Raw genomic sequence first — 13,556 nt, forward strand, 5'->3', positions numbered from 1 at the left:
CCACCACACACGGGGGTGCGCAGCAATCCGGCCATAATTTCAACCAATCAATAAAACAATCGGCATCAACAAACTTGGCACACTATTGAGTTCTCAAACAACAGACACTACCGGCACCACCCACACCCACCAGGGTCCAGGATCGCTCCGGAGCAACTTTTCAAACTTACCCGAACCAGCCGCACAAAGCAAACCAACCCCAGGCCTCCCACACCAACCCGGAAGCGCACCAAAGCACCACCGAAACCGGCAATCTGAAGGGAGTCTGTCACCATCATTTCCGCATCAGCGGCGGCGACTCGAATAACTTTACACGCGCCCCACCCCCACACCAAATCCACACCAACACCACCCAAAAACCCCGAAAACACAACGAAAACACCAACCCCACCCCCACAAAACACCCCCAAACACCAAAAACAAACCCCCGTGAACCCCATCACACAACACAACCCCCAAGACATGAGACGCGACGCGACGTGAGAGAGGACCCGCCCCCGACCCCGGGGGTTGTGAGAGAGGACCCGCCCCCAACCCCGGGGAAGTGAAAGAGCATCGGAAGGTGCAGGGACATCCGGCAGCGCGCATCCAAAGGAAGAACGACCAAGCGCACCCCAGAATGTCCCACCCGACCAGCCGCCAACCCAACCCCTGGGAAGTGAGCGGGCATCCGGCCCAAGACCGGGGGACGTGAGAGAAGATCCGCCCCCAACCCCAGGGGAAGTGAAAGAGCGTCGGAAGGTACAGGGACATCTGGCAGCCCGCGCCCAAGGGAAGAACGACCAATCGCACCAAGGAAGACCCCCATCCAAACAACAGCCACCCCGCAACCCGGGAGACATGAGAGAGGATCCACCCCAAACCCGGGGAAGTGCGAGAGCGTTGGGAAGGGGCGGAGGCATCCCGCAGCGCGCATCCAAAGGAGAAACGACCAGGCGCACCTAGGAAGAGCCCCGCCCAGCCGCCAGCCAAACCCGGGGGACATGAGAGAGGATCCGCCCCAAACCCGGGGGACGTGAGAGAGGATCCGCCCCCAAACCCAGGGGACATGAAGGAGCGTTGGGAAGGGGCGGGGGCATCCGGCAGCGCGCGCCCAAGACAAGAACGACCAAGCGCACCAAGGAAGAGCCCCATCCAAACAACAGCCACCCCGCAACCCGGGGGACATGAGAGAGGATCCACCCCAAACCCGGGGGACATGAGAGAGGATCCGCCCCAAACACGGGGGATGTGAGAGAGCGTTGGGGAGGGGCGGGGGCATCCGGCAGCGCGCGTCCAAGGGAGGAACGACCGAGCGCGCCGAGGATGGCCCCGTCCAACCAGCAGCGCGCCGAGGATGACGCGGCCCCTCCAGCAGTGCGGCCCAACCAGCAGCGGGCCCCCGCCCCTCTGGCAGCCAATCGAACCCGGGAGGCCATGCCGCGCAGCACCCTTAAACCCAACAGCGCTCCCCCACCGAAGTGGAGGAGCGCTGCAGGAAGACGGGAGAAGCGCGGGTCAGTGGCCCCCGTGTCCTCCGGCCCCTTCGGTCTTGCGCATCATGGCGCCGAGCACCACTGCCGCTACAGCGATCACTGTTGCGGCCAGGAAAGCTGCCTGCATCCCGGCCACCAGACCGGACGATGCCGAAACCACTGCGTAGATGGACACAAGCAGTGCCGTGCCGGCTGCACCGGAAACCTGTTGGGCGGTGCTGATGATCGCCGAACCGTGTGAGTAAAGGTGCGGCGGCAATGGGTTCAAGCCCGTGGTGAACGCCGGCGTGAACAGCAGTGCCAGTCCAAGGCTCAGGGTGACGTGCAAGGCGATGACCCAGCCGAGCGCGCTGCCTTCGTCCAGGCGGGAGAACTGCCACAGTGTCAGGACCATGAGCACGGAGCCGGAGACGGTGAGCGGAAGGGGACCTACTTTGTCGAAAATCCGTCCGATGACAGGGCCCAGCAAGCCCATGGCCAGACCACCGGGCAGCAATGCCAGTCCGGTCTCCAGCGGCTGAAGGTGCAAGGTGTTCTGCAGGTACAGCGGCAACAGGATCACGCCGCCGAACAGGGCCATCATGGCAACGACCATCAACAGTGTGGATACCGTGAACATCCGGAACTTGAAAGCGCGAAGATCCAGCAGCGGGGCGTCGGACTTCTGGAGCTTGAGCTGCCGGAAGACAAACAACGCAAGGCAGAGAACACCAACTACCAGTGCGATGACGGGAACAACCCCGGCCTCGGCGCCGCCAATCTGGCTGAGGCCGTACACCAGCCCACCGAAGGCGGGAACGGTGAGGATCACTGAAGGAACGTCCAGCGTGGTCTTCTCCCGTTCGCCCACGTTGGTGAGGTACTTGGCACCAATTGCGAACGCAGCCAGGGCAACCGGCAGCACGAACACGAACATGAAGCGCCACGAGAAGTTGTCCAGGATGATGCCGGAAACGGTGGGGCCCATGGCCGGAGCAACCGAAATGGCAATGCTGACGTTGCCCAGGACGGCACCGCGTTTGGACATGGGTACCAGCGTCAGGATGGTGGTCATGAGCAGCGGCAGCATGATGGCAGTACCGCCGGCCTGGACAATGCGCGCCAGCAACAACACCAGGAAGCCCGGCGCCAGAGCCGCAAGCAGCGTTCCGCCGCTGAATAGTCCCATGGCCAGCATGAACGCCCCGCGGGTGCTCATCCGCTGAAGGATGAACCCGGTGGTGGGAATGACAACTGCCATGGTCAGCATGAACCCGGTGGCCAGCCACTGCACGGTGGATGCACTGACTTGGAGGTCCGTCATGAGCCGCTGGAGGGCGACGTTCATGATGGTCTCGTTAAGGATCACCACGAAGGTTGCCACCAGGAGGGTGACAATCACCGTCACGGATTCACGTGACATCTTCCCGGACACAGGGGCTTGGGACGCCGGAACCTGCGGAGCCTGGGAAGCCGCCGGCTCTGCTGAGGCGACGGAACCGGATGCACCGGATTCAGGCTTTCCGTTGGCGTCGGACGTGACGTCGGTAGACATGAGGATTCCCCAAGGGTTGGATTTGGTGTCCGGCGATCGATGCCGGTGAAGACTAGAACAGTCTAAGCGCCCAAGCAATTCCCGTCAGCAGGAAAATTTCAAACGTCAGGAGAACAATGGGGCGTTATCAATCAGGCGTACCGGCCCCACCTTTGCCGCAATGATCGCCAGGCCTTCCCCGCGGAACGGAGTCTCCTTGCAGTTCTCGGCGAGCGGCTCCAGCGTGACGGGATCGACGACGTCGAAATAGTCCAGTTCCACCAGCGGTTGGGATTCAACAAGCGCGACGGCGGAGTCAAGGTCAAGCGGTTCGCGCGCGTTTGCACGGGACTCAATAAGGCGCAAAGCCCGCGAAAGGACGAGGGCAGCCTCGCGTTCCTCCCCGGAAAGGAACCTGTTGCGGCTCGAGAGCGCCAGTCCGTCTTCACTGCGGACAATGGGCACAGGAACTATCTCGACCGGAAAGTTCAGGTCCGCGACCATCCGCTTCACCAATGCCAGCTGCTGCGCGTCCTTCTGTCCGAAGTAAGCCCGGTAGGCCGCCGTCGTGCCGTCCGCTGCAGCACCTCCGGGAAGCCCGTAGTGCAGCAGCTTGGCCACCACCGTGAGGGCTCCGTCGAAGTGGCCGGGGCGCGAGGCACCCTCCCACTTTTCCCCCAGTGGTCCGGAGGTTACGCGAACCAGCGGCTGGCCGCCGGGGTAAACCTCGTCAACGGGCGGGGCGAAGACGAGGTCGACGCCTTCGGCATCCAGCAGGGCCATGTCGGCATCGAGCGTGCGCGGGTAGCGGTCCAGGTCAACGGCGTCGCCGAATTGCAGCGGGTTGACGAAGATGGTGGCCACCACGACGTCGTTCTCCGCCACGGCGGTCCGGGCAAGCGATGCGTGGCCAGAGTGCAGGGCGCCCATGGTGGGCACCAGGCCCTGCGAGTTTCCGCCCTTGGCAGCAAGGAGGCGGGCGCTTTCGGCGCGCAGTTCGGCTGCAGTGGTCACGAGTTTGATGGCCATGATGTTCAGTTTCCTTCCGGCGACTTGGGTTCGCCGCCCAGCGCCTCGTCAATCTCGTTCAGTTGTTCGGGCCGCAGGATCCCACGGTTTCCTGCCCGGCGCGCGGTGGCGCGTGCCATGGCCTGGTAGGCCGCGAGGACATCGCCGCCGGCACCGCCGTCGTACTCTTTCAGCGCCTGGGCGTGCGCGGAAACGGTACCAACATCCCCGCGCGCTACCGGACCGGTGAGTGCGGATTCGCCGGAGGCAAGGGCGTTCTCAAGCGTCGCGCGAAGCAACGGACCGAGCATCGATTCAGGGGATTCGACGCCGATCTCCCGCAGCATCTGGGATGCCTGGGCCACCAGCGTGACCATGTGGTTCGAGCTATGCGCGAGGGCTGCGTGGTAAAGGGTGCGGTCGGCTTCGGCAATCACCACGGGCTCGGCACCCATCTCCACCACCAATGCCTGGGCGATCGGCAGCATGGCCGCATCGGCGGTGACTCCAAAGGTGCAATCCATGAGCCGGGTCAAATCCAGGCTCATGCCCGTGAAGGTCATGGCGGGATGCAGCGCCAAGGGAATCGCGCCCGCAGCCCGGACAGGGTTCAGGATTCCCACGCCGAACCGGCCGGACGTATGGGCCACGAGTTGACCGGGCTGCCAGGCACCAAGCTTCGCCAGCCCCGCCACCAACTCGCCGAGGGCATCGTCCGGAACTGCCAACAACACCAGTTCCGAGCGTTCCACAATGTCCTGGATCTCCAGGACCGGAACACCCGGCAGCAGGTTTTCGGCACGCTCACGGCTCGCCTCGGACACCGCTGAAACGCCGACGACGGCGTGCTCGGCTGCGCGCAAAGCCGCACCCAATACGGCACCCACCTTACCGGCACCGATGATTCCGACTCCGAGTCGTCCTGGCCTAGCCATCGTGGCGGTCCTCCTGTTGCGGTGAAGTTTGGGATTGTTCCGGCTGGATTGGCAGGGCCGGCTTCGCGGATTGTGCCGGCTGGGGCGGCTGGACCGGCTGTTCCGGTTGAGCTGGTTGGGGCGGCTGTTCTGCTGCGGCTGCAACCTCCGGAGCCTGGGACGCCACCTGCGCCAGCCATTGCTCGCTGGTCTGCCGCTTCCGGGCTTCGCGGGCTCGGGCGGCCTGCTGATCGAACAGCTCCACAGCCTGCCCAACGCCAGCCTGGTACACCCGGGGTGAAACAGGTCCGGCGGTAGTGTGCAGGACCAGGTCGGCTACCCCGAAGCGGCGGGCCAACGGTCCCTGGTGAAGTGCCATGGACTGGGTCCGCTGATGTGGCACAAGGACCAGCATGCGCCACCACCGACCGGACCGGATCAACAGCGCTGTGCGTGTGGCAAGGAACCCATTGCGACGCCGGCCAAGAGGGGCCAGCCAGCGTGCACGGCGGGGAGTCGTGACAAAACCATCCGTCGGGGCAACATCCGGGCCGGCCGGAGCCAACCCATCCAGCCCGGCCGTGAAGACGCGCTCCGGGTCTTCAACTCCCGGATCCGGCAGCACCAAGGACATCATCCGCAAGACATCCGGCTTCATGCCGACGGGCAACAGCATGGTGCGGGCGGCACCCTCGGTGCTGCCCGAGACCCCATAGCCCGCCACGTTGACATGCATTCGATACCAGCCGAAGATCCTCCACAGGGGCGGCTGCGTCACCATGACTGCCTGAATGCGGCCGGGAGGCACAGTCTGCGCCTGCGTATCAAGGAGGCCATACCGCAGGCGGATGCCGTCCGGGGAAATTGCGGCCGTGAAGTTGTAGCCCTTGTTGAAGGAGTTCCAATACGCCGCACCAATGCCCAGAATGGCAGGGATGAGCGCCAGGAACAGTGTCTGGTTTTCCGTGAAAACGGAGATGGCAACCACTGCGGCAGCACCAACGAGGATCCCCACGGTTTGCTCGCTCAACACCAGCGAACCGATGAGCCGCGCAGGAGGGACGGACAGCACCACGTGCTCGGGCGCCTCAGGAATTTCCTCCTCCTGACCGGGCTCGCTGACAACACCGGCGGCCCGCGCCAGGATGGTGGCGCGGAGCTGCTTGGCCTGCGCCAGCGGGAGGTACGCCAACCGCACAGCCGACTCGCCGGCGTCGGCCACTTCAAACCTGAGTTCCGCGAGGCCGAAAATCCTCGCTAAGAGGGGCTGAACGATGTCAATTGCCTGGACTCTGTCCAAACGGGCCTGCCGTTGCTGCTTGAAAAGGAAGCCGGTGTTGACGCGGACGTACCCTTCAGCCACCTGGTAGCGCGTGAAATACCAGCTCAGGATGAAGCTGCCCACCGTCAATAGGAGCACCACGGCACCGCCGGCCAGAAGCCACGGCACCCGGCTGTTCAGGTTCGGATCCAGGACATCCCGGCCCTGCAGCATTCGTTCAAAAGCGTCACGGCCAAAGAAGAAACCGACGGCGGCAAGCGCCACCCAGCCACGGACAAAAGGCGACGCCGGGTGGACGCGGTTCCAATCGCCGTCGACCTTTGCTGCCGTCTTATCCGGCGGGCCAACCGCCGCAGTGTCTTCCGGGCTCACAGCCCGGCCAGCCTGGCTTCTCCACGGGCCGAAAGTTGCTCGCGCAGCCGCGCACCTTCCTCGGCGGGAAGTCCGGGGAGGTGTGCGTTGGTACCCGTGGAAGCCGTGTGGAGTTTGAGGGTGCACAGTCCCAGGCTGCGCTCGACCGGTCCCACTGCAACGTCCACGTACTGCATCCGGCCGTAAGGGACCACCATGGTGCGCTGGAAGAAGATGCCGCGGCGGATGAGGAGGTCGTCGTCGCGTTCCGCGTAGCCTATTGCGCGCACTTGGCGGGGAATCAGCACCAGCCGCCACAGCGCCAGGACAAGCATCACCGACGGAACAGCAATGGCCAGCCACAACGGCGGCCATCGCCACCATCCCAGGAGCACAAAAACAAGCGGCAAACTGAGGATCGCCAGCAACAGCACGTTGCCGATGGCCCATTCCACCAAGCGCACCGTGACGTACTTTGGGGAAACCCGCAGCCACTGGACGCCGGGGGGATCAATCGCCACGGTATGCATATTCGCCTTCACCCTTGGTTTCGCCGCGACGGGTCCCAGGTCCTGCAGAACCACCTTCAAGGTCCTCCGGCGGAATCCGGCAAAAACGCTCCACCACGAGTCCAACCACCACCATCACCACGCCACCTCCGCCCATCAACAGGGCGTTCCAAAGAATTCCTTCGCCGCCCCGCAAGCTGCCAATACGGAGGAGGTCCATCGAAATGCCGGCATGCCAGCCAAAGAGGAGCGTTCCCGCATAAGCGCAGGCTTGTGCAAGGACCAGCGTCCTGGCCGCCAGGATCGGGTTGAGCATGTTCTTCTTTTTGCCGTTGCGCCAGCGCAGCACACGGATCCCCATGATGAGCGTGAGACCGGCAATAACAGCCATGGTCACCAGCGCTGAGACCGGCAGGACCGGAGTGGGCATGCTGTACCGGTTGGTGGTGGCGGTCGCCAACCAGCCAACGACCACAGCGACGACGGCGATGAGCACCAGAACTACCGGGCGCATGGCTTTCATGGCTGCTCCACCGCTCCCGTCGCAGGTACTCCGGCGACGTCGCCATAGCCGTCGAAACGCCGGATATCGGGCATGTCAGCGGCGACGGCGGCCAGCTCAGCAACGCCCTGCCCGTTCAATTGCGCGTGCGGTTCCAGCAGCGACCACGGGTAGAGCACGAATGCGCGCTCAGCCGCCCGCGGATGGGGCAGGGTCAGAACAGGGTCCCCGCTGACGACGTCGCCGTAAACAACGATGTCCACATCCAATGTTCGTGGGCCCCAGCGAACCTCACGCGTACGGTGGTGCTGCTGTTCAACCCGGTGGCAATGCTCCAGGAGCTGCATCGGGGTCAACGTTGTTTCCACCGCCATGACCATGTTCAGGAAGTCCGGCTGTCCTTCGGGGCCGCCCACTGCTTTGGTCTGCACCACGGGCGAAACACCCAGGAGACGCACTTCCGGCGGATCCACCAGGGCCGCCACTGCTGTGGACAAGGTGTCGTTGCGCTCCCCCAGGTTACTGCCGAGAGCCAGGATGGCCTTGGTGTAACCGGATGTCATGACCGCTCCCGATGCACGCTGACCGTAACATCGCCGAACGGCACCTCGATGGGGGCCTTGGGCTTGTGGACAGTGACGTCGACGGCGGCCACGCTGTAGTCCGCGAGGATGGCCTCGGCGATCCTGACAGCCAGGCCCTCGATCAGGTTCAAGGGCTCGCCCTCGATATGCCGGGTGATCAGCCCGGCAACCTCGCCGTAATGCGCCGTGTATTGGAGGTCATCGGTCTCGGCCGCCTTGGTGAAGTCCGTGTGCAATACGGCATCCACAACGAAAGGCTGGCCATCACGGCGCTCGAAATCGAACACTCCGTGATAACCGACGGCGGTGACGCCGGTCAGCGTGATCCTGTCCACAGCGTTTCCTATCAGCGGGCGATACGGGCGGCGACCTTGACGGCGTCAAGGCTGGGGCCGACGTCGTGAACGCGGACAGCCCAAGCGCCCTTGGTGGCGCTCAAAGCGGTGATGGCGGCAGTTGCGGCATCGCGCTCCAACGGGGCAGCAGACTTGCCGGCGACTGTGAGCAACGAGCCCAGGAAGCGCTTACGTGAAGCGGCCACCATCACCTTGTGGCCCAAAGTGAAGAGCTGATCCAGGTTCTTCAGGATCTCCCAGTTCTGGTTCTCGTTCTTGGAGAAACCCAGGCCGGGATCGATGATGACCTGCTCAGGGGCAACACCTGCCGCATAGAGCTTGTCGCGGACCCCGCTCAGCTCAGCCACCACATCTTCCGTCACGTTGTTGTAGTCCGTGAGGTTGTCCATGGTCAGGGCGTCGCCACGGCGGTGCGTAAGGATGTACGGAACCTTGGTCCGGGCAACGAGCTCGGGCATTCCGGGCTCAATGGTCAGGCCCGACACGTCATTGATGATGGCAGCACCGGCCTCGATCGCAGCGGCCGCAGTGGACGTGTGCATCGTATCGATGCTGACCAGGGCACCGGCCTTCACCAAGGCCTGGATCACCGGAATGACCCGGCGCTGTTCCTCCTCAGGGGAAACGGGCTCGGCGCCCGAGCGCGTGGATTCGCCCCCGACGTCGATGATGTCCGCGCCGGCGTAGAACATGCGCAAGCCGAGCGCGATGGCGGTATCCGGCGTCCGGTGCGTGCCGCCGTCGCTGAAGGAATCCGGGGTGACGTTCAGGATTCCCATGACGAGCGTACGGTCCGTTGGCAGGTCCTCGAACCTGGCCGCCGGACGCGGTTTGCGGAGAACCGGCAGCGGGCTTGTGGCCGGGCCGGTTCCGGGTGCTGCAGCGAGGGAGTCCATAGTGCTTACCTTCCGAGTATGAGGCTCATGGCCTCGGCGCGGGTGGCCGGGTCATGGAGTTGACCGCGCACCGCACTGGTGACGGTCTTTGCGCCGGGCTTGCGGATGCCGCGCATGGACATACACATGTGTTCGCATTCGACGACGACGATCGCGCCGCGCGGGTTGAGGTGCTTCACCAGCGCCTCGACGATCTGCGTGGTCAGGCGCTCCTGGACCTGGGGCCGGCGCGCATAGATATCCACCAACCGTGCCAGCTTGCTCAGGCCCGTCACCTTTCCGTCGTGTGACGGAATATAACCAACATGCGCCACGCCATGGAACGGCACAAGGTGGTGCTCACACGTCGAGTAGAAGGGGATGTCCTTCACCAGGACAAGCTCTTCATGGTCGAGGTCGAACGTGGTGGACAAGACATCCGCGGGGTGCTGGTGCAGACCCGCGAAGACCTCGGCGTATGCCTTGGCTACGCGCTTTGGCGTGTCCTGGAGCCCGCCACGGTCGGGGTCTTCACCGATGGCCAGGAGGATCTCCCGGACAGCGGCTTCAATGCGCGGACGGTCTACTTTATGGCTGTGCTGGGAGCCCACGGCGGAACCGTGGGCGGCGGCGAGGTCGTCGTCGTCGTCGAAATGAGTCACGGCAGATAGCTTAGCCGTGATGCGTGGAGTCGTTGCCGCCGTCAGGTCGCGGTGCCTGGAAGGATTCCTGGCTGCTGACCCCCTGGGCATGCGGAGCGACGACGTCCAGCGGCTCGTCCAGACGTGCCTTCTTGGCCTCTTCCTGGGCTTCGCGTTCAGCCTTTTCCGCACGGCTTTCAACCGGCGGGATGGACTGGACCGGGCGGGATTCCTTGGACAACCAGATCTCGCGGAAATCGCGCTTCCGGATGTCGTGGAAGATCTCTGCAATCTCGGCCTGGTTCAGGGTTTCCCGCTCAAGCAGTTCCAAGGCCAGGCGGTCCAGGACGTCCCGGTTTTCCGTGAGGATGGCGTAAGCCTCGTCGTGTGCCTGATCAATCAGGCGACGCACTTCCTCGTCCACAACGTAGGCGATCTGGTCCGAGAAGTTGCGCTCCTGCGCGGCGTCGCGGCCGAGGAACGGTTCCCCGCCACCCTGGCCCAGTTTCACCGCACCAACACGCTCGCTCATGCCGTACTGGGTGACCATCTTCCGGGCCGTGGAGGTGGCCTTTTCGATGTCGTTGGATGCTCCTGTGGAGGGATCGTGGAACACGATTTCCTCAGCAACACGACCGCCCATGGCGTAGGCCATCTGGTCCAGCAATTCGTTGCGGGTCACCGAGTACTTGTCGTCCTCGGGAATCACCATGGTGTAGCCCAGGGCGCGGCCGCGGGGAAGGATGGTGATCTTGGTGACCGGGGCGGAGTTGCGCAGGGCAGCAGCAACCAGTGCGTGGCCACCCTCGTGGTAAGCGGTGATCTTGCGCTCGAGTTCCTTCATGACGCGGCTGCGCTTCTGCGGGCCGGCCATGACGCGGTCGATTGCCTCGTCCAGTGCGCGGTCGTCAATCAGGTTGGCGTTGGAACGCGCGGTCAGCAGTGCGGCCTCGTTCAGCACGTTGGCCAGGTCAGCACCGGTGTAACCCGGGGTCTTCTTGGCCACAGCCCTGAGGTCGATGCCCTGGGCCATGGGCTTGCCCTTGGCGTGGACGTTCAGGATCTGCTCGCGGCCAATCATGTCCGGGGCTTCCACGGTGATCTGGCGGTCGAAACGGCCCGGGCGCAGCAGCGCAGGATCCAAGACGTCCGGACGGTTGGTGGCAGCGATGAGGATGACGTTGGTCTTGACGTCGAAACCGTCCATCTCCACGAGGAGCTGGTTCAACGTCTGCTCGCGCTCATCGTTGCCGCCGCCGATACCGGCACCACGGTGACGTCCAACGGCGTCGATCTCATCCACGAAGATGATCGCTGGAGAACTGGCCTTGGCCTGCTCAAACAGGTCACGGACACGGGAAGCACCAACACCGACGAACATTTCAACGAAGTCCGAGCCGGAGATGGAGAAGAAGGGAACGCCGGCCTCGCCTGCGACAGCGCGGGCCAGCAGGGTCTTACCGGTACCTGGAGGGCCGTAGAGCAGCACACCCTTGGGGATCTTGGCGCCCACGGCCTGGAACTTGGCCGGTTCCTGGAGGAACTCCTTGATTTCCTGGAGCTCTTCCACGGCTTCGTCGGCACCGGCGACGTCAGAGAATGTCACCTGCGGCATGTCCTTGTTGACCAGCTTGGCCTTGGACTTGCCGAACTGCATCACCTTGGAGCCGCCACCCTGCATACGGGAAAGCAGGAACCAGAAGAGGACACCGAGCAACAGCACCGGAATGAGCAGCGAGAACAGGCCGGAGAACCAGTTGTTCTCGATCGGCTGGTCCGTGAAGCCCTTGTCCGGGTTGGCGTTGGTGACTGCCTTCACTACATCCGGACCGCGATCGGTGACGTAGAAGAACTGGACGTTCTTGCCCTTGTCCTGGCCATCCAGGTTCAGGTTGTCCTTGAGCACCAGGTCAACGCGGTTCTCGGCGTCGAAAATCTTGGCCTGCTCAACCTTCCCGCTTTGGGAAAGGAGCTCAAGACCTTCCTTGGTGTCAATACGGGTTGAACCGCCCGGAGCCAGTGTTGCGAATGCCACCAGGAGCAAGCCAACAACGACAACAATCCAGATGCCCGGGCCCTTGAAGAAACTCTTAGCTTTCATCTGATCGGGGCTTTGCCCCGTCCCTCCTGGTAGTGCTGCAAGGCGCAACTTCTGCGCGCGAGTGGTGCTGCTTCAGTTTCAAGCTATACACCGTTCCCAGTAATTCACGCACCGGAAAGTCCAAAAGTTCCCTCTGGGCGTACACAGGATACTCGCGTCGGTGGCGTTGGAACAGGGCTTTTGCGCTTGGTGGGCGGGCGGGTTCCCACTGGCCTTCGCTTCCGGCGCACCCGTTGGCGCCGTGCGCACCCGTAACCACGGGCGCGAACGGCGGAAAAGGGTGCGGGCGTGCTGAGGAACGGGCGCGAACGGCGGAAACGGGTGCGGCCCGTGGGGCGCGTCGCCCCGCTAAGTGCTGTTAGCAGGGCACCACCTTGGCTACTTCCGTGTGGACTCGATGCTGTTTTTCCACATAGCTCGGACGGGTGCTTTCGACTTCGCGCTAGAACGGGAAGCGTGGAACCCATGACCATTCCAGAACTCATCCTCGCTGCAGATGCGACACGCATCGGGCATGACGCGCGGCACCTCGCGAAGCAGGCCAAGCGTGGCGAGCTGGTGCGGGTCCGACGGGGCGCTTATACACGCTCTGCTTATTGGGCGGAGTTGAACGAGCGTCAGCGGCACGGACTCCAAGCAGCCGCGCTGGTCAATGCAGCCAGGACTCCGCCCCTGTTCAACTTGCAGACGGCCGCACTCCTATGGGGGCTCGGCGTAGTGGGCGTACCTCAGGGCTTATGCACTGTCACTGAAGACCCAAGAGGCGGCAGGTCCAAGCACGGGATCCGGAGAAGCTTCGGGTCTCTTGACGCCGGGGTGGCCCAACTTGGTGACTTTCGAGTCACAGACAAGGTCCGCACCACAATAGAGCTTGCCGCCGCCCTCAATTTTGCTGAGGCCTTGGCCGTAGTGGACTCCAGCCGACGCAACCAAGGGTGGGGCGATGATTTAGAGGCCGACAATTGGAACAAGGATAAAGCGTGGGGTCCTCCGGCAAGCGTCGACGAACTTGCTGAAGCTGTCTCCGCTCTCACCAGGGTTTCCAGAAAGCGACGGGCCGAGTCGATTCTCGATCTTTCCTCAGACAAATCCGAATCAGTGGGGGAATCCATAAGCCGAGCACAAATGATCTTGCTCAACTTTCCCGTACCCAGCCTTCAAGGTTCTTTTACCCTGGGAAACGGACGCACTGCCCGAACTGACTTCTGGTGGCCCGAGCTGGACCTTGTCGGGGAATTCGATGGACACGGAAAGTACCTAAGAAAAAGGTTGCGGGGAAACCAGACCATCCAGCAGGCGGTCATGGCAGAGAAGGCCCGCGAGAATGGTCTGCGGGCGCTGGGCCTCACTGTCGTGCGCTGGGACTGGGCCGAGATGATGAACCCACGCGTGTTCGCACGTATTTTGAACGACGGCGGGCTTCGTTCCTTGCGTGCAGCGTAAGG

At 63.4% G+C, this 13,556-nt stretch carries 12 protein-coding genes; 1 reads left to right on the forward strand and 11 read right to left on the reverse strand.

Annotated elements, in window-relative coordinates:
* Nucleotides 1-1,497: 1,497 nt before the first annotated feature.
* The 11 genes from AC6JA3_RS20985 to ftsH form a co-directional block, all read right to left on the reverse strand.
* A complete protein-coding gene (locus AC6JA3_RS20985) occupies nt 1,498-3,009 on the reverse strand; it encodes a DHA2 family efflux MFS transporter permease subunit (RefSeq protein WP_497920565.1) in 1,512 nt (503 codons plus the stop codon).
* A 105-nt stretch (nt 3,010-3,114) separates the two neighbouring features.
* Nucleotides 3,115-4,017, reverse strand: a complete 903-nt coding sequence (gene panC / locus AC6JA3_RS20990) for a pantoate--beta-alanine ligase (protein WP_347782216.1) — start codon at nt 4,015-4,017, stop codon at nt 3,115-3,117.
* Nucleotides 4,018-4,022: 5 nt separating this feature from the next.
* Entirely contained in the window at nt 4,023-4,931 is a 909-nt protein-coding gene (locus AC6JA3_RS20995; protein WP_347782217.1) for a Rossmann-like and DUF2520 domain-containing protein, read from the reverse strand.
* Complete coding sequence (locus AC6JA3_RS21000; protein ID WP_347782218.1) at nt 4,924-6,564, reverse strand: PH domain-containing protein; 1,641 nt, start codon at nt 6,562-6,564, stop codon at nt 4,924-4,926. The genes AC6JA3_RS20995 and AC6JA3_RS21000 overlap by 8 nt, the downstream gene beginning before the upstream one ends.
* On the reverse strand, nt 6,561-7,073 hold the full coding sequence (locus AC6JA3_RS21005; RefSeq protein WP_347782219.1) for a PH domain-containing protein: 513 nt from the start codon (nt 7,071-7,073) through the stop codon (nt 6,561-6,563). Before AC6JA3_RS21005 ends, AC6JA3_RS21000 begins: the two co-directional genes overlap by 4 nt.
* The gene (locus AC6JA3_RS21010) at nt 7,054-7,575 is read right to left on the reverse strand and encodes a DUF3180 domain-containing protein (protein WP_026540848.1); all 522 of its coding nucleotides are present in this window, start codon (nt 7,573-7,575) and stop codon (nt 7,054-7,056) included. Before AC6JA3_RS21010 ends, AC6JA3_RS21005 begins: the two co-directional genes overlap by 20 nt.
* Nucleotides 7,572-8,117, reverse strand: coding sequence for a 2-amino-4-hydroxy-6-hydroxymethyldihydropteridine diphosphokinase (folK, locus tag AC6JA3_RS21015; protein WP_223944342.1), 546 nt, complete (start codon nt 8,115-8,117; stop codon nt 7,572-7,574). Before folK ends, AC6JA3_RS21010 begins: the two co-directional genes overlap by 4 nt.
* Nucleotides 8,114-8,473: a dihydroneopterin aldolase gene (gene folB / locus AC6JA3_RS21020; RefSeq protein WP_026540850.1), complete on the reverse strand. Its 360-nt coding sequence runs from the start codon at nt 8,471-8,473 to the stop codon at nt 8,114-8,116. Before folB ends, folK begins: the two co-directional genes overlap by 4 nt.
* 11 nt (nt 8,474-8,484) lie before the next feature.
* Complete coding sequence (gene folP, locus AC6JA3_RS21025; RefSeq protein WP_026547155.1) at nt 8,485-9,390, reverse strand: dihydropteroate synthase; 906 nt, start codon at nt 9,388-9,390, stop codon at nt 8,485-8,487.
* Nucleotides 9,391-9,395: 5 nt separating this feature from the next.
* Nucleotides 9,396-10,031 carry a GTP cyclohydrolase I FolE gene (gene folE, locus AC6JA3_RS21030; protein WP_026540852.1) on the reverse strand — a complete coding sequence of 212 codons (636 nt, stop codon included), beginning with the start codon at nt 10,029-10,031 and terminating at the stop codon, nt 9,396-9,398.
* A gap of 10 nt (nt 10,032-10,041) precedes the next feature.
* Nucleotides 10,042-12,111 carry an ATP-dependent zinc metalloprotease FtsH gene (ftsH, locus tag AC6JA3_RS21035; protein WP_026540853.1) on the reverse strand — a complete coding sequence of 690 codons (2,070 nt, stop codon included), beginning with the start codon at nt 12,109-12,111 and terminating at the stop codon, nt 10,042-10,044.
* Between the two features lie 465 nt (nt 12,112-12,576).
* Between ftsH and AC6JA3_RS21040 the strand changes: the two genes are divergently transcribed.
* Nucleotides 12,577-13,554, forward strand: a complete 978-nt coding sequence (locus AC6JA3_RS21040) for a type IV toxin-antitoxin system AbiEi family antitoxin domain-containing protein (protein WP_026540854.1) — start codon at nt 12,577-12,579, stop codon at nt 13,552-13,554.
* The last annotated feature ends 2 nt before the right edge of the window (nt 13,555-13,556 follow it).

Source organism: Arthrobacter sp. TmtSoilC79, from assembly GCF_059739405.1.

Coding starts and splice junctions, on each gene's coding strand:
- AC6JA3_RS21010 (WP_026540848.1), bottom strand. CDS start 7,575: ATGAAAGCCATGCGCCCGGTAGTTCTGGTGCTCATCGCCGTCGTCGCT.
- AC6JA3_RS20995 (WP_347782217.1), bottom strand. CDS start 4,931: ATGGCTAGGCCAGGACGACTCGGAGTCGGAATCATCGGTGCCGGTAAG.
- AC6JA3_RS21005 (WP_347782219.1), bottom strand. CDS start 7,073: ATGCATACCGTGGCGATTGATCCCCCCGGCGTCCAGTGGCTGCGGGTT.
- folP (WP_026547155.1), bottom strand. CDS start 9,390: ATGGACTCCCTCGCTGCAGCACCCGGAACCGGCCCGGCCACAAGCCCG.
- AC6JA3_RS20985 (WP_497920565.1), bottom strand. CDS start 3,009: ATGTCTACCGACGTCACGTCCGACGCCAACGGAAAGCCTGAATCCGGT.
- ftsH (WP_026540853.1), bottom strand. CDS start 12,111: ATGAAAGCTAAGAGTTTCTTCAAGGGCCCGGGCATCTGGATTGTTGTC.
- panC (WP_347782216.1), bottom strand. CDS start 4,017: ATGGCCATCAAACTCGTGACCACTGCAGCCGAACTGCGCGCCGAAAGC.
- folK (WP_223944342.1), bottom strand. CDS start 8,117: ATGACATCCGGTTACACCAAGGCCATCCTGGCTCTCGGCAGTAACCTG.
- AC6JA3_RS21040 (WP_026540854.1), top strand. CDS start 12,577: ATGACCATTCCAGAACTCATCCTCGCTGCAGATGCGACACGCATCGGG.